We start from the raw sequence: 22,591 nt of genomic DNA on the forward strand, positions 1-22,591 counted from the left end.
CGCCTGCGACCATTCATCTCAAGGAATTTTCATGTCCATCCAGGCCATCAATGTGCGCAACCAGTTCCGCGGCAAGGTTCGAGAAATCATCCGCGGAGACGTCGTCTCCGAGATCGATGTCGAGACGCCCTGGGGCATCGTGACCTCGGTCATCACCACCCGTTCGGTCGATTCGCTGGAGCTGAAGATCGGCTCCGATGTCGTCGCGCTGGTGAAGTCCACCGAGGTCTCGATCGCCAAGCTCTGAAGATGAACTTTCAACAATTGCGCTCGGTCCGGGAGGCAGAGCGCTGCGGATTCAACCTGACCGAGGTGGCAGCCACGCTGCACACCTCGCAGCCCGGCGTGAGCCGGCAGGTCAGGGAGCTGGAGGAAGAGCTCGGCGTCGAGCTGTTCGTGCGTTCGGGCAAGCGCCTGCTGGGCATGACCTCGGCCGGCCGCGCGCTGATGCCGATCATCCAGCGCGTGCTGCTGGACGCCGAGAGCCTGCGCCGCGCGGGGCAGGAACTGCAAGGCCGCGAAGAGGGCCGCCTGTCCATCGCCGCGACCCACTCGCAGGCGCGTTACGCGCTGCCCCATGTGGTGCGCGACTTCCGCCAGCGTTATCCGCGCGTCACGCTGCACCTGCACCAGGGCTCGCCCAAGCAGGTGGCCGAGATGCTGCTCGCGGGCGACGCCGACATCGGCGTGGCGACCGAGGCGCTGGCCGGCTACGACCAGCTGGTCACGCTGCCCTGCTACCGCTGGAGCCACAGCATCGTGGTGCCGCCGGGGCATCCGCTGCTGTCGCTGGGCCGCCCGGTGACGCTGCTGGACCTGGTGGCGCATCCGATCATCACCTATGAGGTCGGCTACACCGGCCGCTCGCACATCGACGACGCGTTTGCCGCGGCGGGACTGCATCCCGACGTGGTGCTCACCGCCATGGACGCGGACGTGATCAAGACCTATGTCGAGCTGGAGATGGGCGTGGGCATTGTGGCCTCGATCGCCGTCGACGAAGAGCGCGACACGCACCTGCACGCGATCGACGCCGGCCACCTGTTCCAGATCAACCTGACCCGCCTGGGCCTGCGCCGCAACCACTGGTTGCCGGGCTTCGCCTACGGTTTCATCGAGACCTTCGTGCCGACGCTGACGCGCGAAGCGGTGATGCAGGTGCAGGAAGCGCACTGAGGCGATGCGATGCGGCCTTGCGCCGAAACCTCACAAAGTTATGCGCATTGATTCGTTCCCCGAATGAAGGGCCTTGAATAACCTGAGGTCTGGCGCTGCGAAAAGCGCAGCGCCGACATCCAAAACCGTTCAAGTTCTCGGAGAAAAAACATGCGACTCTCTTCCATCGTCAAGGCCGCCACGGCCACCGTACTGGCCGTGGCCAGCCTGGCGGCCCAGGCCGACCAGCTCGCCGACATCAAGAAAAAAGGCGAGATCGTCATCGGGGTGCTCGGCATCGACGAGCCCAACAGCTTCATCGATCCCAAGACCCGCGAATTCATCGGCTACGAGATCGATCTGGCCAAGGCGATTGCCGCCAAGATCGGCGTCAAGCCGGTGTTCAAGCAGATCGCCGTCGCCGCCCGCATCCCCGAGCTGCAACAGGGCGGCGTCGACCTGCTGGCCGCCTCGCTGACCCACAACAAGGAACGCGAAGCCCAGGTGGACTTCTCGCTGACCACCGTGGTCACCGGCCAGAAGGCCCTGGTCAAGGTGGCCAGCGGCATCAAGAACGTGCCCGAGCTGGCCGGCAAGAAGGTGCTGACCGTCAAGGGCGGCACGCAGGAACCCAACACCAGGAAGGCCGTGCCGACCGCCGAGGTGGTGACCTTCGAGAGCACGCAGCAGGCCTTCCAGGCGCTGCAGCAGGGCAAGGGCGCAGCCTTCGTGAACGACGAGGCCAGCCTGATCGCCGAACACGCCAAGCTGGGCGACAAGTCCAAGGACTACGTCATCCTGCCGCAGAACCTGAGTGTGGAACCGCTGGCCTTCGGCATCAAGAAGGGCGAAGCCGGCATCAAGGCGGTGGTGGACGACACCCTGCGCGGCCTGGAAAAGAGCGGCGACGCCGAGAAGATCTTCCTGAAGTGGTACGGCCCGAACAGCTCGCTGAGGTTCCCGTCGCGCAGCTTCAAGATCGAGACCGACAAGATCTGACGCACCCGCGTTCGCGGTCAACCTGAGCCGGTGTCCTGCAGGGCGGGGCACCGGCTCCTTTTGTTGCCGAACGGGTTCTTTGCATGAGCGCTTTTGACGCCTCCCTCCTGATTTCCGGCCCCTACCACGACATGCTGGTCAAGGGGCTGTCGCTGTCATTCACCCTGCTGGGCATCACGCTGGTGCTGTCGCTGCCGCTGGGTCTGCTGATCGCCTTGCTGCGGTTGTCGCCGCTGGCGCCACTGCGCGCGCTGGCCTGGACCTATGTCGAGGCCATCCGCAATGTGCCGCTGCTGGCGCACATGCTGTTCTGGTATTTCGGCGCGCCCGAGCTGCTGCCCGAGTCCACACGCGAATGGCTGTACGGCCAGAACTTCGAGGCCATCGCCGCCGTGTTCGCGCTCACGCTCTACACCGCCGCCTACATGTCCGAAGACATGCGCAGCGGCATCCGCGCCGTGCCGCGCGTGCAGTTCGAGGCCGGCCGCGCCCTGGGCCTGGGCTTTCTGTCCGCCATGCGCCTGGTGGTGTTGCCGCAGGCGCTGCGCGTGACCGTGCCACCCCTGGTCTCGCAGACCCTGAACCTCTGGAAGAACACCAGCATCGCCACCGTGATCGGCACCGCCGAGCTGATGTACCAGGCCGCCAAGGTCGAGACCGCGACCTTCCGCAGCTTCGAGCCCTTCGTCTTTGCCACGGTCGCCTACCTCTCGCTGTCGCTGCTGATCACGGTGCTCGGGGTCTGGTACCAGCGTTCCTATCCGGCGAGGGCGATCTGATGAGCTTCCTTGAAATGGTGGACACCTACTGGGTGTTCTTCCTGATCGGGCGTTACCCGCACGGGCCGCTGGGCGGCCTGGCGCTGACGCTGCTGCTGGCCAGTGCGGCCCTGCTGCTCGCGTTGCCGCTGGGCCTGCTGCTGGGCATCGGGCGCGTGAGCCCCTGGCGCGTGGTGCGCTGGCCGGTGACGGCGCTGGTGTTCGTGGTGCGCGGCACGCCGCTGCTGATGGTGGTGTTCTGGGCCTACTTCTTCCTGCCCAGCCTCACCGGCGTCAAGACCGGGCAGTTCCCGACCATGCTGATGGCGCTGGTGGTGTTCGACGCTGCCTACCTGGCCGAGATCGTGCGCGCCGGCATCCAGTCGCTGCCCAAGGGACAGACCGAGGCCGCGCGTTCGCTGGGCCTGCCATACCTGAGCACGCTGCGCCTGGTGCTGTTGCCGCAGGCCCTGCGCCACATGCTGCCGTCGCTGGTGAACCAGTTCGTCTCCACCATCAAGGAGACCTCGCTGGGCTACATCATCGGCCTGACCGAGGTCTCGTTCATCGCGACCCAGATCAACACCCAGGTCTTCACCCTGCCGACGCAGGTTTACCTGGTCCTGGCCCTGACCTACTTCGTGCTGTGTTTCGGACTCTCGCGGCTGGCCTACCGGCTGGAGCGGCGCCTGTCCGAGCGCGCCACCCGGCCGGTGTGGAATGCCGTCCCGGTGCCACAGACCCTGACATCGCGAGCCCCTGCATGATCGAATTCCATCAAGTCAACAAGTGGTACGGCGCGTACCAGTCCCTGGTGAATGTGACCGAGCGCGTCGGGCAGGGCGAGATCGTCGTGATCTGCGGGCCTTCGGGTTCCGGCAAGTCCACGCTGATCCGCACCCTGAACCGCCTCGAACCCATCCAGTCGGGTCGCATCGTGCTCGACGGGCAGGACATCCACGCGCGCGGGCTGGACGTCAACAGCCTGCGTTCGCGCATCGGCTTCGTGTTCCAGCAGTTCAACCTGTTCCCGCACCTCACCGCGCTGCAGAACTGCACGCTGGCGCCGCTGCGCCTGCGCGGCCTGAGCCAGCCAGAGGCCGAGACCGAATCGCTGGCGCTGCTCGAACGCGTGGGTCTGGCGCACAAGGCGCACGCCTTCGCGTCCGAACTCTCGGGCGGGCAGCAGCAGCGCGTGGCGATCGCCCGCGCGCTGGCGATGAAGCCGCCGGTGCTGCTGTTCGATGAACCGACCTCGGCCCTCGATCCGGAAATGGTGGGCGAGGTGCTCGCGGTCATCAAGGACCTCGCGCGCGACGGCCTGACCATGCTGGTGGTGACGCACGAGATGGGCTTTGCCCGCGACGTCGCCGATCGCGTGCTGTTCATGGACCAGGGCCGCATCCTGGAACGCGCCACGCCGGACGACTTCTTCAACCGGCCCCAGCACCCGCGCGCGCAGCAGTTCCTCTCCGACATCCGCTCGCCGTTTGCCACCGCCTGACCACATGACCACCGCCGCTTCGCTGCCCATCCTGGACCTGTCCGACTTCACCGACGGTGCGCCGGTGCAACGCGAGGCCTTTGTGGCCCGCCTGCGCGAGACGGCCCACCACATCGGTTTCTTCTACCTCACCGGCCTGGGCGTTCCGCCCGGGCAGGTGCAGGAACTGGTGCAGACCGCGCGCGCCTTCTTCGCGCTGCCGGACGCCGACAAGCAGGCCATCCACATGGCGAACTCGCCGCACTTCCGCGGCTACACCCGCGCGGGCGACGAGATCACGCGCGGCGAACGCGACTGGCGCGAGCAGCTGGACATTGGCGCCGAACGCGGTTTGTGGGAAGCCGCATCGGCGACCGATCCCTGGCAGCGCCTGCAAGGCCCCAACCAGTGGCCGGCCAGCCTGCCGGCGTTGCGCACCGTGACCCTGGCCTGGCAGGACCGGCTGACCGGCGCGGCGCGCCAGCTGCTGCGCGCACTCGCCCTGGCCCTGGGCCAGCCCGAAGGCCACTTCGACGAGGCCTTCGCCGGCACGCCCATGCTGCACACCAAGGTGATCCACTACCCTGGCCGTGCGCCCGGCGAGTCGACCCAGGGCGTGGGCGCCCACAAGGACTCGGGCTGCCTGACCCTGCTGCTGCAGGACACCGAGGCCGGGCTGCAGGTGCTCGAACGCGAAGGCCCGGGTGAGCCGCGCTGGATCGACGTGCCACCGCTGCCAGGCACGGTCGTGATCAACCTCGGCGAGGTGCTGGAGATCCTGACGCAGGGCTACCTGCGCGCGACCACGCACCGCGTGGTCAGCCCGGCCTCGGGTGTGAGCCGCCTCTCGGTGGCCTACTTCATCAGCCCGCGGCTGGAGGTCTCGCTGGACCCGATCGCTTTGCCGCCGGCGCTGGCCGCGCGGGCGCGCGGGGTGGACGCCGACCCGCTCAACCCGATGGTGCCGCACACCGGCCGCAACCTGCTCAAGGGCCGGTTGCGTTCCCACCCCGAGGTCACCCGGCGCTTCTACGCCGACCTCGCCTGAGGCCGGCGCGGGGCTTCAGAGCCCGGCGCTCTGCAGCGCCTGCCGCACCGCCGGGCGCTGGCGCATGCGTTCGCGGTGCGCCAGCAGGCGGGGCAGGCGCTGCACGTCCACCCCGTCGATCTCCAGCCAGCTGCCGATGACGAACAGGTAGGCGTCGGCCACGCTGTAGCGCTCGCCCAGCACCCAGGGCCCGCTCGCCAGCCATTCGGTCTCGATGTGTTCGAAGGCCTCGGTCATGTTCTGCGTCACCTTGCGCTGCATCGCCGCAATCGCCTCGGGCTCGTCGGCCCAGCGGCTGCCGCGGCGCTTGTGCGCATGGGCCACGTGCACGGTCGAGGCCAGGTAGCTGTGGAACGACTGCAGGCGGGCGAGGGCGAAGGGATCGTCCAGCGGCGCCAGGCCCGCCTGCGGGAAGGACTGCGCGACGAACACCAGCAGCGCGGGCGTTTCGGTCAGCACGCCCTGCGGTGTGACCAGGGCCGGCACGCGGCCGCGCGGGTTGATGCGCAGGTAGTCCGGCTGGCTCTGTTCGGTCTTTTCGAAGTTGAGCCAGACCGTGTCGAAGGCCGCGCCGGCGTCGAGCAGGGCGATCTGCACCGCATGGGCGCAGGTGCCTTTGGCGTGATAGAGGGTCCAGGTGTTCGTGGTGGTCATGGGTGTGTTTTCCGCAAAGAGGGCCGCAGCATGAAGCGCCGCGCGGAAGCCGCCGACCCGCTAAGTTGGTTTCGTCATAACCAACTACGAAGCCCTTCGTTCCAGTTTGTTGGATGCGCCGACATGATCCGTTTCGACCTCAGACCGCTGTGTTGTCCGAGCCTGTTTCCTGAAGGGAGAAACCCCGTGTCTGTTTTGTTGATCGCCGGCAGTCCGACCGAGCACTCGCGTTCCGCCGCCCTGCTCGATGGGGTCGAGGAGCGTGTCCACGGTCTGGTCGAGGACCGTCGCCTGCATGTGGACCGGTTGCGCATCCGCGACCTGTCGCCGCAGGCGCTGCTGCTGGCCGACTGGGGGCATCCGAGCGTGGTGCGCGCCATCGAGCAGGTGGCCAATGCGCGGGCGCTGGTGATCGCGACGCCGGTCTACAAGGCCGCCTACAGCGGCGTGCTCAAGGTGTTCCTCGATCTGCTGCCGCAGTCCGCGCTCAAGGGCAAGGCCGTGCTGCCGATCGCCACCGGCGGCAGCCCGCACCACATGCTGGCGCTGGACTACGCGCTGCGGCCGGTGCTGCAGTCGCTGGGTGCGCGCCACATCCTGCCGGGGGTGTACGCGTCCGACAGCCAGATCCCGAAGGACGAGAACGGCGATTACCTGATCGAAGGCGAGATCGCCCAGCGCCTGGACGACGCGACCCACATCCTGCTGCACGAAGGCCTGCGCCTGTCGCTGGCGCCGGTGTTTCCGTCGGTGCCGTTTTCGCAAGTGCAGTGCAGCGTCTGAGCGCCATGTCGACCCAGGAAGAAATCCGGCCGCCAGACAACGGGACACCCGAGGCCGAGCCGCGCTGGCAACGCTGGCTGCAGTGGCTGGTGGCGGCGGTGATCGCCGCGCTGGGACTGGTGTCGCTGCTCCAGCCCGTGCCCCAGTTCCCCGGCAATTCCACCACCGGGACCACCCGATGAACTCCAACCATTTCAAGGACTCTGTCATGACCCGCATCCACCGTCGCCAGTTTGCGATCACCGCGTTCGCCGCCGCCACCGCGGCTGCATGGCCCGCGCTTTCCGCGCACGCCCAGTCGGGGCGTGTGCTGCGCATCGGCAACCAGAAGGGCCTGCTGTCGGTGCTCAAGGGCCGCGGCACGCTGGAGCAGCGCCTGGCGCCGCTGGGGGTGAAGGTCACCTGGACCGAATTCACCGCGGGCCCGGTGCAGCTTGAAGCGCTCAACGTTGGTTCGATCGACTTCGGCGACGTGGGCGAGGCGCCGCCGATCTTTGCCCAGGCCGCCGGAGCGCCGCTGGCCTATGTCGGCGCCACGGTGCCCCGTCCCGCCTCCGAGGCGGTGATCGTTCCCAAGGACTCCGCGATCCGTTCGGTCGCCGATCTCAAGGGAAAGAAGGTGGCCTACAACAAGGGCTCCAACGTGCAGTACTTCCTGGCGAAGCTGCTGGAGAAACACGGCCTGAAGTACGGCGACGTGCAGTCGGTGTTCCTGCCGCCGGCCGACGCCCGTGCGGCGTTCGAAAAGGGTTCGGTCGACGCCTGGGTGATCTGGGACCCGTTCCTGGCGTCCGCCGAGGTGTCGCTGGGCGCGCGGCTGCTGGCCGACGCCAAGGGCGTGGTGAACAACCGCGGCTACTTCTTCTCGTCGCTCGACTACGCCGCGAAGAACCCGGACGTGATCAAGCTGCTGATCGAAGAGATCGACAAGGTGGACCAGTGGTCCAACAACAACCGCGACGCACTCGCCGCCGAGCTGGCGCCGCTGTGGGGCATTCCCAAGCCGGTGGTGGACAAGGCCGTGGCCCGCACGGTCTACGGCACCACCCACATCAACCGCGCCATCCTGCAGGAGCAGCAGGTCATCGCCGACACCTTCTTCGAGCTCAAGCTGATCCCGAAGAAGATCAACGTGATCGAGGCCGCCGTCGGCCAGCCGGGTTGAGGCGCCGGCCATGAGCGTGAACATCTTCTGGTTCATTCCGACCCACGGCGACAGCCGTTACCTGGGCACGTCCGAGGGCGCGCGCCAGCTCGACCACCACTACCTCAAGCAGGTGGCGCAGGCGGCCGACAGCCTGGGCTATGAGGGCGTGCTGATTCCCACCGGCCGGTCCTGCGAAGACCCCTGGGTCGTGGCTGCCAGCCTGCTGCCGGTGACGCAGCGCCTGAAGTTCCTGGTCGCCGTGCGGCCCGGCCTGCACCAGCCGGCGCTGGCCGCGCGCATGGCCGCCACCTTCGACCGGCTCTCGGGTGGGCGGCTGCTGATCAACCTCGTGACCGGCGGCGACCAGGCCGAGCTCGAAGGCGATGGCGTGTTCCTGGACCACGCCGCGCGCTACGAACAGTCGGCCGAGTTCATCCACATCTGGCGCGAGATCCTCGCGCGGAGCCACAGCGGCGAGGCCTTTGACTTCGAGGGCCGGCACCTGCAGGTCAGGGGCGCGAAGCTGCTGTTCCCGCCGCTGCAGCAACCGCACCCGCCGGTGTACTTCGGCGGTTCGTCGGAGGCGGCGCACGAGCTGGCCGCCGAACAGGTGGAGACCTACCTGACCTGGGGCGAGCCGCCGGCCGAGGTGGCGCGCAAGGTGGCCGACGTGCGTGCGCGCGCCGCGCGCCACGGCCGCACGGTGCGCTTCGGCATCCGCCTGCACGTGATCGTGCGCGAGACCGACACCGAGGCCTGGGCCGCCGCCGAGTCGCTCATCAGCCGGGTCGACGACGACACCGTGGTGCGTGCGCAGGCCGCCTTCTCGCGCATGGATTCCGAAGGCCAGCGCCGCATGGCGGCCCTGCACGCTGGCGGCAGGAAACGCAGCCGCGCCGACCTCGAAATCAGCCCCAACCTGTGGGCCGGCGTCGGCCTGGTGCGGGGTGGTGCCGGCACCGCCCTGGTGGGCGACCCGCAGACCGTGGCGGCCCGCATCCGCGAATACGCCGACCTCGGGCTGGACACCTTCGTGCTCTCGGGCTACCCGCACCTCGAAGAGGCCTACCGCTTTGCCGAGCTGGTGTTTCCGCTGCTGCCGCGTGCGGTGCAGGAGAAGCTGCCTGGCGCCACGCCGCTGGGGCCGTTCGGCGAGGCCGTGGCGAATGTCTACGTTCCCCGCGCGTCGGCCAGCTGATGCCGCGCACACCACACAACCCATTGCCAACCGAGAAACAGGTGTGACATGACCGAATCCGTGCGAGAGCTTCCGGTGACCCCGGTGCCCGACATCATTGAAGCCCCCGAGCTGCGCTGGCCCGGACTGAGCTTTCTCAAAGGCCCGGTGGTGAGCCGGTTGCTGCAGGGGGCGTGGCAGCGCTTTCTTCCGTGGCTGGTGCCGCTGGTGCTGATCACCGGCTGGCAGCTGGCCTCGGTGCAGGGCTGGCTGTCCACGCGGGTGCTGCCCGCGCCGTCCGAGGTGCTGGTCGCGTTCTGGAACCTGGCCGCTTCGGGCGAGCTGTGGACGCATGTGAAGGTCAGCGCCGGCCGCGCGCTGGCGGGGCTGGCCATCGGCGGCGGGCTCGGGCTCGCGCTCGGGCTGCTGACCGGATCGATCCGCTTCTTCGAGACCCTGCTCGACTCGACGGTGCAGATGGTGCGCAACATCCCGGCGCTGGCACTGATTCCGCTGGTGATCCTGTGGTTCGGCATCGACGAAGCGGCCAAGCTGTTCCTGATCTCGGTCGCGGTGTTCTTCCCGATCTACCTCAACACCTTCCACGGCATCCGCAACGTCGACCCCGGCCTGATCGAGATGGGGCGCAGCTACGGCCTCAGCCGCTGGGGTCTGTACACCCAGATCATCCTGCCCGGCGCGCTGTCGTCCATCCTGGTCGGCCTGCGCTTCTCGCTCGGCCTGATGTGGGTGATCCTGATCGTGGCCGAGACGATCTCGGCGCAGGCCGGCATCGGCTACCTGACGATGAACGCCCGCGAGTTCCTGCAGACCGACATCGTGCTGGTCGGCATCCTGCTCTACGCGCTGCTGGGCAAGCTGGCCGACGTGTTCGCCCGCGGGCTGGAGCGCTACTGGCTGCGCTGGCACCCCGGCTACCAGAACCCGCAGTGACCTTTCTTCCCGTCTCCTTTTTCCCCGTCCCATCCCCATGAGCCGTCCTTACCACCCCGACCGCCGTGCCGCGCTCTGGTCGCTGACCGCGCTGGCCGCCACAGCCACCGGCCTGGCCCGTGCCCAGGCGGCCAAACCAGAGACCCTGCGCATCGGTCTGCAGAAGTCGTCGACCCTGACCACGGTGCTGCGCACCCGCGGCACCCTGGAGACCTTGCTCGCGCCGCTGAACGTGAAGGTGAGCTGGAACGAATTCAGCAGCGGCCTGCCGCTGCTCGAAGCGCTCAACCTCGGCAACATCGACGTCAGCGCCGACGTGGCCGACACCGTGCCGGTGTTCGCCCAGGCGGCCGGTGCCAACCTGACCTACGTTGCTCAGGAGGCGCCGTCGCCGTCGCCGCAGGCCATCGTGGTCAAGGCCGATTCACCGGTCCGTTCGGTGGCCGACCTCAAGGGCAAACGCGTCGGCTTCGCCAAGGCGGCCGGCGTGCACTTCCTGCTGATCGCGGCGCTGGAAAAAGCCGGCCTGGCGTTCAAGGACATCGAGCCCGCCTACCTGGCCCCGGCCGATGGCCGCGCGGCGTTCGAGCGCGGTGCGATCGACGCCTGGGTGGTGTGGGACCCGTTCCTGGCGGCGGTGCAGAAGCAGGCCGCCGTGCGCGTGATCGCCGACGGCAGGGACATCGCCTCCTACCAGCGCTACTACCTGGCCAGCACCAGCTACGCACAGGCCCGCCCCGACGTGCTGCGCGTGTACTTCAACGAGTTGCGCAAGGCAGGGCAGTGGGTCAAGCAGAACCCCAAAGAGGCGGCGCAGCTGCTGTCGCCGGTGTGGGGGCTGGACGCCGACATCGTCGAACAGGCCAACCTGCGCCGCAGCTACGAGGTGCGCCCGGTGCTGGCGGCCGCGCTGACCGAACAGCAGCGCATCGCCGACACCTTCCTGAACGAAAAGCTGTTGCCCAGGCGGGTGAACGCGCAGGACCTGCCCCTGTTCAAACCCGGAGCCTGACACCATGACCACCCCCCAAGAAGCGGCCCGCCAGGGCGTGCGCGTCGACCTGCAGGGCCTGACCAAGCGCTACGGCCAGCGCGAGGTGCTCCGGCAGAACAACCTCGTGATCGAGCCCGGCGAATTCGTCGCCATCGTTGGCCGCAGCGGCTGCGGCAAGAGCACGCTGCTGCGCCTGGTGGCCGGGCTGGAAGAGGCCTCGGGCGGCGCGCTCAAGCTCGACGGCCGGCCCGTCGACGGCCTCAACCCCGACACCCGGATCATGTTCCAGGACGCGCGCCTGCTGCCCTGGAAACGCGTGATCGACAACGTGGCGCTGGGCCTGCCGGCCGAGCGCAAGCGCGATGCCGAGGCGGTGCTGGGCCAGGTGGGCCTGGGCGACCGTCTCACCGACTGGCCGGCGCGTCTCTCCGGCGGCCAGCGCCAGCGCGTGTCATTGGCGCGCGCACTGGTGCACCAGCCGCACCTGCTGTTGCTGGACGAGCCGCTGGGCGCGCTGGACGCACTGACCCGCATCGAGATGCACGAGCTGATCGAAGGCCTGTGGAAACGCCACGGCTTCACTGCCTTGCTGGTGACCCACGACGTGCAGGAAGCGGTGGCACTGGCCGACCGCGTGATCCTGATCGAAAACGGCGAGATCGCACTGGACGAGCCCATCCCCCTGGCGCGTCCGCGTTCGCGCGGCGACGCCCGTTTCGCCGCGCTCGAAAAACGCATCCTCGACCGCGTGCTGCAGCAGCCCGATGCCGAACCCACCCCGCACGACCTGGGCTGGACCGGCGTGCCCGCGCACGGCCTGCGCTGGGCGGTCTGATCCTTTCAACCTTTGTTCCAGGAGAACATGCCATGACGATCCAAGCCATCAACGTCCGCAACCAGTTCCGCGGCAAGGTCCGGGAGATCATCCGGGGCGACGTGCTGTCCGAGGTCGACGTCGAGACGCCTTGGGGTGTCGTGACCTCGACCATCACCACCCGCTCGGTCAACGACCTGGGCCTGACCGTGGGCTCCGAGGTGGTGGCCCTGGTCAAGTCGACCGAAGTGTCGATTGCCCGGCTCTGATGCCATGACGCCGGAAACGCGAGACAGGTGGTGCCCATGATCGAGCTGAGTGGTGTGCACCAGACCTATCCCGGTCCGGCCGGGCCGGTGCATGCGCTGGACGGCGTCGACCTGCGCATCCGCCGGGGCGAGGTGTTCGGGGTCATCGGCCGCAGCGGCGCCGGCAAGAGCTCGCTGGTCCGGACCATCAACCTGCTCAACCGGCCCACGCAGGGCCGCGTGCTGGTCGACGGACAGGACCTGACCAGCCTTCCCGATGCCGCACTGCGCGAGGCGCGCCGTGGCATCGGCATGATCTTCCAGCACTTCAACCTGCTGTCGTCGCGCACGGTCTACCAGAACGTCGCCCTGCCGCTGGAGCTGGTGCAGGAGCGGCCCGCCCTGATCAAGGCGCGGGTCGACGAGCTGCTGGACCTGGTGGGGCTGTGGGACCTGCGCGACCGCTATCCCGCGCAGATCAGTGGCGGTCAGAAGCAGCGTGTGGGCATCGCCCGTGCGCTGGCCAGCCGGCCCCAGGTGCTGCTCTCCGACGAGGCCACCTCCGCGCTCGACCCGGAGACCAACCGGGCCATCCTGGCGCTGCTGCGCCAGATCAACCGCGATTTCGGCCTGACCATCGTGCTGATCACGCACCAGATGCAGGTGATCAAGCAGGTGGCCGACCGTGTCGCCGTCATCGACGCCGGCCGCATCGTCGAGCAGGGTCCGGTGCTCGACGTGTTCACCCGGCCCGAACACGCGACCACGCGCAGCCTGATCGAAGAGATCCTGCCGCAGGAGCTGCCCGAGAGCGTGGTCGCGCGCATCCGCCAGCTCATGCGCGGGGAGGGCGACCGGGGGCACCTGTGGCGGCTGGGGTTCGCGGGAGTGTCTTCCGACCGCCCGCTGCTGTCGGACGCGATCCGCCAGTTCGGACTGGACCTGAACATCGTGCACGGCCAGGTCGACGACATCCAGGGCCAGCCCTTCGGTTCGCTGGCCGTCCATGTGCGCGGTGCCAGCGGGGCGCTGCAGGCCGCGATCCAGCAGTTGCGCGGCGCCGGCGTGCTGGTGCAGGAGGTGCGCCATGTTTGACACCTTCACGCCGCAGCTGCTGGCGCTGTTCGCGACCTCGCTGTGGGAGACCGTGGCGATGGTCGGGCTGTCCGGCCTGGCCGGTGGGCTCATCGGCCTGCCGCTGGGGGTGTTCCTGCATCTGAGTGCGCCGGGCGGCACCGCCGAGAACGCCGTGCTCCACCGCGCGATCGGCACCGTGGTCAATGCGGTGCGGTCGACACCGTTCATCATCCTGCTGGTCGCCATCATCCCGTTCACCCGCCTGGTGACCGGTTCCTCCATCGGCACCGCGGCCGCGGTGGTTCCGCTGGTGGTGGCGGCCGCGCCCTTCGTGGCGCGCCTGGTCGAGACCGCCCTGCGCGAGGTCGACCGCGGCCTGGTCGAGGCCGCGCAGGCCATGGGCGCCAGCACGCGCCAGATCGTCTTCAAGGTGCTGCTGCCCGAGGCGCTGCCCGGCATCGTCGCGGCGCTGACCATCACCTTCGTCAGCCTGACCGGCTACTCCGCGATGGCCGGAGCCATCGGCGGTGGTGGCCTGGGCGACCTGGGCATCCGCTACGGCTACCAGCGCTTCCTGCCCGAGGTGATGCTGGCCGTGGTGCTGGTGCTCATCCTGTTCGTGCAGGCCGTGCAGAGCGCCGGCGACGCCCTGGTGCGGCGCCTGAGCCACCGCTGACCGACGGCCACCCTCTCCCGCATCTTTCACCACACCAAGGAATTCCAATGATCAGGAAACGGCAACTGCTTCAAACCTCCGCGGCCCTGCTGGTCGCTGCACTGATGACCGGCGGCTCCGCCCTGGCCCAGGACAAGCCGCTGAAGATCGGCGTCACCGCCGGTCCGCACGCGCAGATCTTCGAGCAGGTCAGGAAGGTCGCCGAGAAGGACGGCCTGAAGATCCAGGTCATCGAGTTCAGCGACTACGTGCAGCCCAACGCCGCGCTGTCCGCCGGCGATCTGGACGCCAACAGCTACCAGCACAAGCCCTATCTGGACAACCAGATCAAGGACCGCGGCTACAAGTTCGTGTCGGTGGGCTACACGGTCAACTTCCCGATCGGCATCTACTCGAAGAAGGTCAGGAAGCTGGCGGATCTGCCCGAGGGCGCGAAGTTCGGCATTCCCAACGACCCCACCAACGGCGGTCGCGTGCTGCTGGTGCTGCAGGACCAGGGCCTGATCAAGCTCAAGCCCGAGGCCGGCCTGAAGGCCACGCCGCTGGACGTGGTCGGCAACCCCAAGAAGCTGAAGTTCGTGGAGCTGGACGCGGCCCAGCTGCCGCGCTCGCTGGACGACCTCGATGCGTCCGCGATCAACACCAACTACGCGCTGACGGCCGGCCTGCATCCGGGCAAGGACGCGATCGCGCAGGAAAGCGCCAAGAGCCCCTACGTCAACCTGATCGCGGTGCGCGAGCAGGACAAGGACAAGCCCTGGGTGGCCAAGCTGGTCAAGGCCTACCAGTCGGCCGAGGTCCGGCAGTTCATCCTGACCGAGTTCAAGGGCGCCGTGGTGCCCGGGTTCTGAGACCGTATTCACCCATCTCACCGGAGCACACCATGTCCACCCCAGCCCGCCAACTGCACCTCGGCGCTTTCTTCTTCGGGGTGGGTCACCACCTCGCGGCCTGGCGCCACCCCGACGTGGACGCTGCGTCGGCCACCTCCATCGAGTCCCTGCGCGCATGGGCGCGCATCGCCGAAGCGGCGAAGTTCGATGCCATCTTCTTTGCCGACAACGTGGGCCTGAGCGGCAGCCCGGCCGGGCTGCTGACCAAGAACGCACTGCCGTACCCGTTCGACCCGCTGCTGCTGCAGTCCGCACTGGCCGGCGTGACCGAGCGCATCGGTCTGGTGGCCACGGTCTCCACCACCTACCTGCCGCCCTACCACCTGGCCCGCAAGTTCGCCACGCTGGACCACCTCAGCGGCGGCCGCAGCGGCTGGAACCTGGTGACCTCGGGCTCCGACTTCGAGGCCCAGGCCTTCGGCCTGCCGCACCAGCTGGACCACGCGCACCGCTACGAGAAGGCCCACGAATACGTGAAGGTCGTCAAGGGGCTGTGGGACACCTGGGAAGACGACGCCTTCGTCCAGGACAAGGAGACCAACCAGTTCTTCGACCCGGCCAGGCTGCACCGCATCACCCACGCCGGCAAACACTTCCAGGTGCGCGGCGGCCTGCAGGCGCCGCGCGCGCCGCAGGGCTATCCGGTGTTCGTGCAGGCCGGTTCGTCCGACGACGGGCAGGACCTGGCCGCCGCCACCGCCGAGCTGGTGTTCATCGCGCAGCAGACGGTGGAAGACGCGCGCGCCTTCTACCAGTCGCTCAAGGGCCGGCTCGCGAACTGGGGCCGCACGCCCGACCAGCTCAAGATCCTGCCGGGCATCTCGCCCTTTGTCGGCCGCAGCCACGCCGAGGCGCAGGAGAAGTTCGAGCAGCTGCAGTCGCTGATCGACCCGGTGCTGGGCGTGGGCCTGCTCTCGGCCTTCCTGGGCAACGTCGACCTGTCGAAGTACCCGATCGACGGACCGTTCCCACGCGACCTGCCGGTGACCGAAGGCTGGCAGAGCCGGCAGGACCTGTTCAACAAGCTCGCCGAGCGCGAGAACCTGAGCATCCGCCAGCTCTACGAACGCGTGGCCGGTGCGCGCGGCCACTGGACGCTGGTGGGCACGCCCGAGACCATCGCCGACCAGCTCGAACACTGGTTCACCACCGGCGCCGCCGACGGTTTCAACGTGCTCTCGCCCACGCTGCCGCACGGCCTGAAGGACTTCGCCGAGCTGGTGATTCCCGAGCTGCAGCGCCGCGGCCTGTTCCGCACCGAATACACCGGCCATACACTGCGTGAGCACCTGGGCCTGCCGCGTCCCGCGCACCCGCTGGCTGCCGCGACCCGGGCTGCACCGTCCCTGGCCACCGCCTGATCCCCATCCATCCACAGGAAATCTTCATGTCCGCAGACTGGAAATTCGAGACCCGTTCCGTGCACGCCGGCTACCGGCCCGACCCGACCACCAAGGCGGTGGCGGTGCCGATCTACCAGACCGCCGCCTACGCGTTCGACAGTGCGCAGCACGGCGCCGATCTGTTCGACCTCAAGGTGCCGGGCAACATCTACACCCGCATCATGAACCCGACGCAGGACGTGCTGGAGCAGCGCGTCGCCTCGCTCGAAGGCGGCATCGCGGCGCTGGCCCTGGCCTCGGGCCAGGCGGCCGTGACCTATGCGATCCAGACCATCGCCGAGGCGGGCGACAACATCGTCTCCAGCACCGCGCTGTACGGTGGCACCTACAACCTGCTCGCCCACACGCTGCCGCTGTCGGGCATCACCACGCGCTTTGCCGACCACCGCGACCCGGCCAGCTTCGAGCCGCTGATCGACGGGAAGACCAAGGCGATCTTCGTCGAGTCGCTGGGCAACCCGCAGGGCAACGTGACCGACATCGCGGCGGTGGCGGAGATCGCGCACCGCCACGGCATCCCGCTGATCGTGGACAACACGGTGGCCACGCCCTTCCTGCTGCGTCCGATCGAACACGGCGCCGACATCGTGGTGCAGTCGCTCACCAAGTACCTCGGCGGTCATGGCAACAGCATCGGCGGCGCCATCATCGACAGCGGCAAGTTCCCGTGGGCCGAGCACAAGGCGCGCTTCAAGCGCCTGAACGAGCCCGACGTGAGCTACCACGGCGTGGTCTACACCGAAGCCCTGGGCCCGGCGGCCTACATCGGCCGCGCCCGCGTCGTGCCGCTGCGCAACACCGGCGCCGCGATCTCGCCGTTCAACGCGTTCCTGATCCTGCAAGGCATCGAGACCCTGGGCCTGCGCATGGAGCGCATCGTCGCCAACACGCTGGCGGTGGCGCAGTTCCTGCAGAAGCACCCCAAGGTGGGCTGGGTCAACTACGCGGGCCTGCCCAGCCACCCGGACCACGCACTGGCGCAGAAGTACCTGGGCGGCAAGCCCTCCGGCCTGCTGACCTTCGGTGTCAAGAGCGCCGCGGGCGAGGGCCGGGCGGCGGGCGCGCGCTTCCTCGATGCGCTGAACCTCTTCACCCGCCTGGTGAACATCGGCGACGCCAAGTCGCTGGCCACCCACCCGGCCTCGACCACGCACCGCCAGCTCTCGCCCGAGGAACTGGTCAAGTCCGGTGTGCCCGAAGACGCGGTGCGCCTGTCGGTCGGCATCGAACACATCGACGACCTGCTGGCCGATCTCGACCAGTCCCTGGCCGCCGTCTGAACCTCACCGGAGCACACCATGGACGTTTCCGTTTTCAAATCCCTGCCCGACGCCGCGCTCGACCAGCTGTTCCGCGAGGCCCGCACGGTGCACGGCTTCAAGCCGGTGCCGGTGTCCGACGAGCTGATTCAGCGCCTCTACGAGCTGCTCAAGTGGGGGCCGACGGCCTTCAACGCGCAGCCGGCGCGCTTCGTGTTCGTGCGCAGCCCCGAGGCCAAGGCCAGGCTCAAGCCCGCGCTGTCGGCCGGCAACCAGGCCCAGACCGAAGCCGCCGCCGTCACGGTCATCGTCGCCCACGACAAGCGCTTCCAGGAGCACCTGCCGACGCAGTTCCCGGTCTACGACGCCAAGCCCCTGTTCGACGGCAACCCCGCGCTGGCGCAGGCCACGGCCTTCCGCAACAGCAGCCTGCAGGGTGCCTACCTGATCCTGGCGGCGCGCGCGCTGGGGCTGGACGCCGGTCCGCAGTCGGGCTTCAACCCGCAGGCGGTCAACGAGGCCTTTTTCCCCGATGGCCAGGTCGAGGTGAACTTCATCGTCAACCTCGGCGTGGCCGACCACAGTGCCACGCATCCGCGCGGCCCGCGGCTGGCGTTCGACGAGGTCGCGCAGATCGTCTGATCCGCTGTTCTTCAGAAGGGTGCCGGCGGCGGTCCGGCACCCCACCTGAAGTGGGTCGAGCGCCTGTTCGACCCGCCGATGCTCGACGCACCAGGCGCAGGTGCGATCGACCTCGGCCCGGCCGGCCACCCGCCGCCCGCCGTTTTCCAGGCTGGTCACCCGCGACCACAGGCCTGGGCTCCAACGACATCGTCCCGACACCTTCCCGTCGTTGGGCATCCTCCCGAACACACACGGTCAGGCACATCGTCCGGCGCGATCCGGGCCGGTGAGGTCGACGCTGGCCGCATATCGATATGCGGCTTTGTTCGGGGTGCTTGTTTATCCGCATTTCTTCGTTCGCTTTGGTGCGGCTTCTTCCTACAGTCGTTCGCACATCCCCACACCGACCTTTTTTCGATCCTTCATGAAGCAAGCACCCGAACTCGTCACGGCGAATGCCCTCCGGCGGCGCCACCTTCTGCTCGGCAGCGCAGCCGGTCTGGCCGCCGCACCTCTTGCCAGCGCCTGGGCCCAGACCAGACCGGCGGCCGACCTGAGCAAGACCACGCTGCGCGTGGCCAGCTACAAGGGCGGCTGGGTCACCCTGCTCAAGGCGGCGGGCCTGGACAACACGCCCTACCAGATCGAGTGGAAGGAATTCAACTCCGGCGTGCAGCACATCGAGGCGATCAACGCCGGCGCGCTGGACCTCGGTTCGGGCAGCGAGATCCCGGCCGTGTTCGCCGCGCGCACGCCGGGCCGCGTGCGGGTCATCGCGGTCAGCAAGGGCGACCTCAACAACCAGGCGGTGTTCGCGCAGAAGGACTCGCCGATCAAGACCATCGCCGACCTCAAGGGCAAGCGCGTGGGTTATGTGCGCGCCACCACCACCCACTACTTCCTGCACAAGATGCTGGCCGAGGTGGGCCTGTCGCTCAACGACGTGCAGCTGGTGTCGCTGAGCCCGGCCGACGGCCTCTCGGCCTTTGCGCGTGGCGACCTAGACGCCTGGGCCATCTATGGCTACAACGGCCAGCTCGCCCGCACCAAGTACGGCGCCCGCGCCATCAAGACCTCGAAGGGCTACCTGTCGGGCAACTTCCTGGTCTACGGCAACGCCGAGTCCTGGACCGACGAGGCGCGCAAGGCCGCGCTGGGCGACCTGCTGCAGCGCGTGCAGAAGGCCACGGCCTGGGCGGTGGCCAACGCCGTGCCCTGGGCCAAGGCGCAGAGCGCCGAGACGCGCGTGCCGCTGGACGCGCTGCTGCAGATTTTTGCCAACCGCAGCCACGACGACCGCATCCTGCCCATCGTCGACGCCGACATCGCCAGCCACCAGGCCGTGGCCGACGTCTTCAGCCGCATCGGGGTGCTCGACGCCCCCGTGAAGGTGGCGCCGCTGTGGGACAAGACCTTCAACCGCTTCCTCGTCAACCCCGCCTGAGCTTTCACTTTCCAGGAGCACACATGAGCCTCGAATTCATCGGATTCATCGGACCCAACGAACAGAGCGAATCGCTCGCGCCGCGCGGCCCGCTGGTCGACAACGCCTTCATCAAGGCCTCCATCCGCGCGCAGGAATACGCCGGCTTCGACAAGGCCCTGATCGCAGTCAACAGCGCCTCGCCCGACTCGTTCGCGCTGGGCGCGTACGCCGCCGGCGTGTCCGACAGCCTGGGCCTGCTGATCGCGCAGCGGCCCGGGTTCACCTCGCCCACGCTGGCCGCGCGCCAGCTCGCCACGCTGGACCAGATCAGTGGCGGCCGTGTCGCGATCAACGTGATCACCGGTGGCGACGGCGGCGACCTGCAGAAGGACGGCGACTTCCTGCCGCACGACGAGCGCTACGAACGCACCGACGAATACCTGCAGGTCGCCAAGCAGGTCTGGACCAGCGACGGTCCGTTCGACCACGAAGGCAAACACTACCGCGTCGAGCGCAACCACACGGCGGTCCGTCCGGTGCAGAAGCCCTATATCCCGATCTACTTCTCGGGCGCCTCCGAGGCCGCGATCGCGGTGGCCGCGAAACACGCCGACGTCTACATGATGTGGGGCGAGCCGCTGGAGCAGGTGCGCGAGCGCATCGCCGCCGTGCGCGCCGCAGCGGCCAAGGTCGGCCGCGCCGACCAGATCCGCTTCAGCCTGTCGCTGCGGCCGGTGGTGGCCGACACCGAGGCCGAAGCCTGGGCCCGTGCCGACCGCATCCTGGCGCGCGCCAAGGCCGCCTACCCCGAGTCGGACTTCCTCAAGCGCCGCGGCGCCAACATCAACGTCGGCTCCGACCGCCTGGTGGAGATCGCCAGCCAGCGCCGCGTGCACGACAAGCGCCTGTGGACCGAGATCGCCGGCGTGACCGCGGCGGCCGGCAATTCGACCGGGCTGGTGGGCGATCCCGACCAGGTCGCCGAAGCCGTGCTGGAGTACCACACGCTCGGCGTCACCACCTTCCTGTTCCGCGGCTTCGACCCGCTGCACGACATCGTGTCCTACGGCCAGCACCTGATTCCGCGCGTGCGCGCGCTGGTGGCGGCGCAGGCGCAGAACAACCGCCGCGCCGCCTGAGGAGCCCACCATGAGCCGTCAACTCAAGTTCGGATTCGTGCTCCATGGCGTGGGCGCCGGCTGGGGCGACTGGCGGCACGAAGCCGCCGTCACCGACGCCAGCGTCAACTTCGGTTTCTACCGCGAACAGGCCCAGCTCGCCGAACAGGCGAAGTTCGAGTTCCTGTTCGTGGCCGACAGCGTGCACATCACCGAGCGCTCCAGCCCGCACTACCTCAACCGCTTCGAGCCGCTGACCATCCTGTCGGCGCTGGCCGCCGTGACCTCGCACATCGGCCTGGTCGGCACCGTGACCGCCAGCTACAGCGAGCCCTTCACCGTCGCGCGCCAGTTCGCCTCGCTGGACCACATCAGCGGCGGCCGCGCCGGCTGGAACGTGGTCACCTCGTGGCTGGACGGCAGCGCGCGCAACTACAGCCGGCCCGAGCACTACGCGCACGACGTGCGCTACCAGCTCGCTGCCGAACACCTGGACGTGGTGCAGGGCTTGTGGGACTCGTGGGAAGACGACGCCCTGGTGCGCGACAAGGCCACCGGCCAGTTCTTCGACAAGAGCAAGCTGCACCGCCTGGACCACAAGGGCGACTTCTTCTCGGTCGAAGGGCCGCTGAACATCGCCCGCTCGCGCCAGGGCCAGCCGGTGATCTTCCAGGCCGGTGCCTCCGAAGACGGCAAGAACTTCGCCGCCAGCCGTGCCGATGCCATCTTCTTCCACGCCGACACGCTGGAAGAGGCGCAGACCTACTACCGCGACGTGAAGGCGCGCGTGGTCGCCGCCGGTCGCGATCCGTCGCAGGTCCACCTGCTGCCCGGCATCCGGCCCATCGTCGGCCGCACCGCCGAAGAGGCCGAGGCCAAGTACCGCATCGCCGCCAGCCTGGTGCCGATCGAACACGCGCTGGCCGCGCTGGCGCGCCCGTTCAACGACCACGACTTCTCGGGCTACCCGCTGGACGAGGCCTTCCCGGACCTGGGCGACATCGGTCGCAACAGCCAGCAGAGCAGCAGCGACCACATCAAGCGGGTCGCGCGCGCCAGCGGCTGGACGCTGCGCCAGGTCGCGCAATGGCACGCCAGCCCAAAGCGCACGTTCGTCGGCACGGCCGGGCAGGTGGCCGACGAGATCCAGCGCTGGTTCGAAAACGAGGGCGCCGACGGCTTCAACTTCTTCGAAGCCCTGCCAAACAGTTCGCTCAAGGACTTCGTCGAGTTGGTTGTGCCGATCCTGCAGGCGCGTGGGCTGTGGCGGACCGACTACGACGCACCGACCTTCCGGGGCAACCTCGGCTTGCCGGTGCCGGAGAACCGGAACACGCGCCGCCGCCTGGCGTCGGCGCAGGAGCAGAAAGCACCGCAGCCCCTGGGGGAACATGGGGTGGAAAGCGAGAAGGCTGTGGTGTCGGCCTGACGCGCACGCAGGCCGCTTCTGTGCAACACGGACCGTGTTGACTTTTCAGGGCCCGCGCAAGCGGGCCCTTTTTTTTGCCCGGCGACGGGCACGTGAAGCAGGCTCAGCGTCCCCGGGTCGTCGCCAGCGCGCGGCCGCGCGCGAACACCTCGTCCATGCGCCAGTGTAGGTTGGGGTGCTCGGCATCGTCGCTGCCGTCCGTGCGCCAGCCCGCGTCGCGCCGGTAGACGCCCAGCAGGCCGCTGCTCTGCAGCCACGCCGGGTCGACGGTGCGGGGCAGGAACACGTCCGGGTCGACGTAGAGCGCATCGGCCTCGCAGTGCAGTTCGCAGGCAAAGCAGGTCTGGCAATCCAGCGGGCGGGCGATGCGTGGTGGTGCGTCGGTCTGGTCCGTGTCGAACACCTGTGCCGGACAGATGGCGACGCAGCGCTGGCAGGCGGTGCAGCGGTCGGTGAGCAGGGCGGCGATCAT

At 68.5% G+C, this 22,591-nt stretch carries 26 protein-coding genes; 24 read left to right on the forward strand and 2 right to left on the reverse strand.

The window, feature by feature from the left end; translation table 11 throughout:
- Positions 1–31 precede the first annotated feature (31 nt).
- The 7 genes from ACS5NL_RS03400 to ACS5NL_RS03430 all read left to right on the forward strand — a co-directional run bounded on the left by ACS5NL_RS03400 (position 32) and on the right by ACS5NL_RS03430 (position 5,443).
- Positions 32–247, forward strand: coding sequence for a TOBE domain-containing protein (locus tag ACS5NL_RS03400; RefSeq protein WP_439352181.1), 216 nt, complete (start codon positions 32–34; stop codon positions 245–247).
- 2 nt (positions 248–249) lie between these two features.
- Positions 250–1,176 (forward strand): CysB family HTH-type transcriptional regulator, encoded by a 927-nt coding sequence (locus tag ACS5NL_RS03405; RefSeq protein WP_439352182.1) that lies wholly within the window; start codon positions 250–252, stop codon positions 1,174–1,176.
- Positions 1,177–1,326: 150 nt separating this feature from the next.
- Positions 1,327–2,154, forward strand: coding sequence for a transporter substrate-binding domain-containing protein (locus ACS5NL_RS03410; RefSeq protein WP_439352183.1), 828 nt, complete (start codon positions 1,327–1,329; stop codon positions 2,152–2,154).
- A gap of 83 nt (positions 2,155–2,237) precedes the next feature.
- Complete coding sequence (locus ACS5NL_RS03415) at positions 2,238–2,933, forward strand: amino acid ABC transporter permease (RefSeq protein WP_439352184.1); 696 nt, start codon at positions 2,238–2,240, stop codon at positions 2,931–2,933.
- Positions 2,933–3,679 (forward strand): amino acid ABC transporter permease, encoded by a 747-nt coding sequence (locus tag ACS5NL_RS03420; RefSeq protein ID WP_439352185.1) that lies wholly within the window; start codon positions 2,933–2,935, stop codon positions 3,677–3,679. The genes ACS5NL_RS03415 and ACS5NL_RS03420 overlap by 1 nt, the downstream gene beginning before the upstream one ends.
- Positions 3,676–4,416: an amino acid ABC transporter ATP-binding protein gene (locus ACS5NL_RS03425; RefSeq protein ID WP_439352186.1), complete on the forward strand. Its 741-nt coding sequence runs from the start codon at positions 3,676–3,678 to the stop codon at positions 4,414–4,416. The genes ACS5NL_RS03420 and ACS5NL_RS03425 overlap by 4 nt, the downstream gene beginning before the upstream one ends.
- Before the next feature lie 4 nt (positions 4,417–4,420).
- Positions 4,421–5,443, forward strand: coding sequence for an isopenicillin N synthase family dioxygenase (locus tag ACS5NL_RS03430; protein ID WP_439352187.1), 1,023 nt, complete (start codon positions 4,421–4,423; stop codon positions 5,441–5,443).
- Between the two features lie 15 nt (positions 5,444–5,458).
- On the opposite strand, the gene ACS5NL_RS03435 is transcribed toward ACS5NL_RS03430, so the two are convergent.
- Positions 5,459–6,097: a glutathione S-transferase family protein gene (locus ACS5NL_RS03435; protein ID WP_439352188.1), complete on the reverse strand. Its 639-nt coding sequence runs from the start codon at positions 6,095–6,097 to the stop codon at positions 5,459–5,461.
- Positions 6,098–6,283: 186 nt separating this feature from the next.
- On the opposite strand from ACS5NL_RS03435, the gene ssuE reads away from it, so the two are divergent.
- The 17 genes from ssuE to ACS5NL_RS03520 all read left to right on the forward strand — a co-directional run bounded on the left by ssuE (position 6,284) and on the right by ACS5NL_RS03520 (position 22,119).
- A complete protein-coding gene (gene ssuE / locus ACS5NL_RS03440; protein ID WP_439352189.1) occupies positions 6,284–6,880 on the forward strand; it encodes an NADPH-dependent FMN reductase in 597 nt (198 codons plus the stop codon).
- A gap of 5 nt (positions 6,881–6,885) precedes the next feature.
- Positions 6,886–7,062 carry a hypothetical protein gene (locus ACS5NL_RS03445; RefSeq protein WP_439352190.1) on the forward strand — a complete coding sequence of 59 codons (177 nt, stop codon included), beginning with the start codon at positions 6,886–6,888 and terminating at the stop codon, positions 7,060–7,062.
- A gap of 26 nt (positions 7,063–7,088) precedes the next feature.
- On the forward strand, positions 7,089–8,045 hold the full coding sequence (locus ACS5NL_RS03450) for a sulfonate ABC transporter substrate-binding protein (protein ID WP_439352191.1): 957 nt from the start codon (positions 7,089–7,091) through the stop codon (positions 8,043–8,045).
- A 16-nt stretch (positions 8,046–8,061) separates the two neighbouring features.
- Positions 8,062–9,225, forward strand: coding sequence for an FMNH2-dependent alkanesulfonate monooxygenase (gene ssuD, locus ACS5NL_RS03455; protein WP_439352547.1), 1,164 nt, complete (start codon positions 8,062–8,064; stop codon positions 9,223–9,225).
- Positions 9,226–9,273: 48 nt separating this feature from the next.
- On the forward strand, positions 9,274–10,158 hold the full coding sequence (ssuC, locus tag ACS5NL_RS03460) for an aliphatic sulfonate ABC transporter permease SsuC (RefSeq protein ID WP_439352192.1): 885 nt from the start codon (positions 9,274–9,276) through the stop codon (positions 10,156–10,158).
- Between the two features lie 37 nt (positions 10,159–10,195).
- Positions 10,196–11,170, forward strand: coding sequence for an aliphatic sulfonate ABC transporter substrate-binding protein (locus tag ACS5NL_RS03465; RefSeq protein WP_439352193.1), 975 nt, complete (start codon positions 10,196–10,198; stop codon positions 11,168–11,170).
- A 4-nt stretch (positions 11,171–11,174) separates the two neighbouring features.
- Positions 11,175–11,987, forward strand: a complete 813-nt coding sequence (locus ACS5NL_RS03470; RefSeq protein WP_439352194.1) for an ATP-binding cassette domain-containing protein — start codon at positions 11,175–11,177, stop codon at positions 11,985–11,987.
- 32 nt (positions 11,988–12,019) lie between these two features.
- The gene (locus ACS5NL_RS03475) at positions 12,020–12,235 is read left to right on the forward strand and encodes a TOBE domain-containing protein (protein ID WP_439352195.1); all 216 of its coding nucleotides are present in this window, start codon (positions 12,020–12,022) and stop codon (positions 12,233–12,235) included.
- A 36-nt stretch (positions 12,236–12,271) separates the two neighbouring features.
- Positions 12,272–13,309 (forward strand): methionine ABC transporter ATP-binding protein, encoded by a 1,038-nt coding sequence (locus ACS5NL_RS03480; RefSeq protein WP_439352196.1) that lies wholly within the window; start codon positions 12,272–12,274, stop codon positions 13,307–13,309.
- Entirely contained in the window at positions 13,302–13,967 is a 666-nt protein-coding gene (locus tag ACS5NL_RS03485; protein ID WP_439352197.1) for a methionine ABC transporter permease, read from the forward strand. Before ACS5NL_RS03480 ends, ACS5NL_RS03485 begins: the two co-directional genes overlap by 8 nt.
- Positions 13,968–14,014: 47 nt before the next feature.
- A complete protein-coding gene (locus tag ACS5NL_RS03490; RefSeq protein ID WP_439352198.1) occupies positions 14,015–14,818 on the forward strand; it encodes a MetQ/NlpA family ABC transporter substrate-binding protein in 804 nt (267 codons plus the stop codon).
- A 32-nt stretch (positions 14,819–14,850) separates the two neighbouring features.
- The gene (locus tag ACS5NL_RS03495) at positions 14,851–16,221 is read left to right on the forward strand and encodes an LLM class flavin-dependent oxidoreductase (RefSeq protein ID WP_439352199.1); all 1,371 of its coding nucleotides are present in this window, start codon (positions 14,851–14,853) and stop codon (positions 16,219–16,221) included.
- Between the two features lie 26 nt (positions 16,222–16,247).
- Positions 16,248–17,543, forward strand: coding sequence for an O-acetylhomoserine aminocarboxypropyltransferase/cysteine synthase family protein (locus ACS5NL_RS03500; RefSeq protein WP_439352200.1), 1,296 nt, complete (start codon positions 16,248–16,250; stop codon positions 17,541–17,543).
- Positions 17,544–17,561: 18 nt separating this feature from the next.
- Positions 17,562–18,164: a malonic semialdehyde reductase gene (locus tag ACS5NL_RS03505; RefSeq protein WP_439352201.1), complete on the forward strand. Its 603-nt coding sequence runs from the start codon at positions 17,562–17,564 to the stop codon at positions 18,162–18,164.
- Between the two features lie 406 nt (positions 18,165–18,570).
- Positions 18,571–19,590, forward strand: coding sequence for an ABC transporter substrate-binding protein (locus ACS5NL_RS03510; RefSeq protein ID WP_439352202.1), 1,020 nt, complete (start codon positions 18,571–18,573; stop codon positions 19,588–19,590).
- A 23-nt stretch (positions 19,591–19,613) separates the two neighbouring features.
- Entirely contained in the window at positions 19,614–20,711 is a 1,098-nt protein-coding gene (locus ACS5NL_RS03515; RefSeq protein ID WP_439352203.1) for an LLM class flavin-dependent oxidoreductase, read from the forward strand.
- Between the two features lie 10 nt (positions 20,712–20,721).
- Positions 20,722–22,119 carry an LLM class flavin-dependent oxidoreductase gene (locus ACS5NL_RS03520; RefSeq protein ID WP_439352204.1) on the forward strand — a complete coding sequence of 466 codons (1,398 nt, stop codon included), beginning with the start codon at positions 20,722–20,724 and terminating at the stop codon, positions 22,117–22,119.
- Positions 22,120–22,222: 103 nt separating this feature from the next.
- Here ACS5NL_RS03520 and ACS5NL_RS03525 read toward each other — a convergent pair whose 3' ends face one another.
- Entirely contained in the window at positions 22,223–22,591 is a 369-nt protein-coding gene (locus tag ACS5NL_RS03525; RefSeq protein WP_439352205.1) for a 4Fe-4S dicluster domain-containing protein, read from the reverse strand.

It is taken from the genome of Hydrogenophaga sedimenti (assembly GCF_051857515.1).
GTDB lineage: Bacteria > Pseudomonadota > Gammaproteobacteria > Burkholderiales > Burkholderiaceae_C > Hydrogenophaga.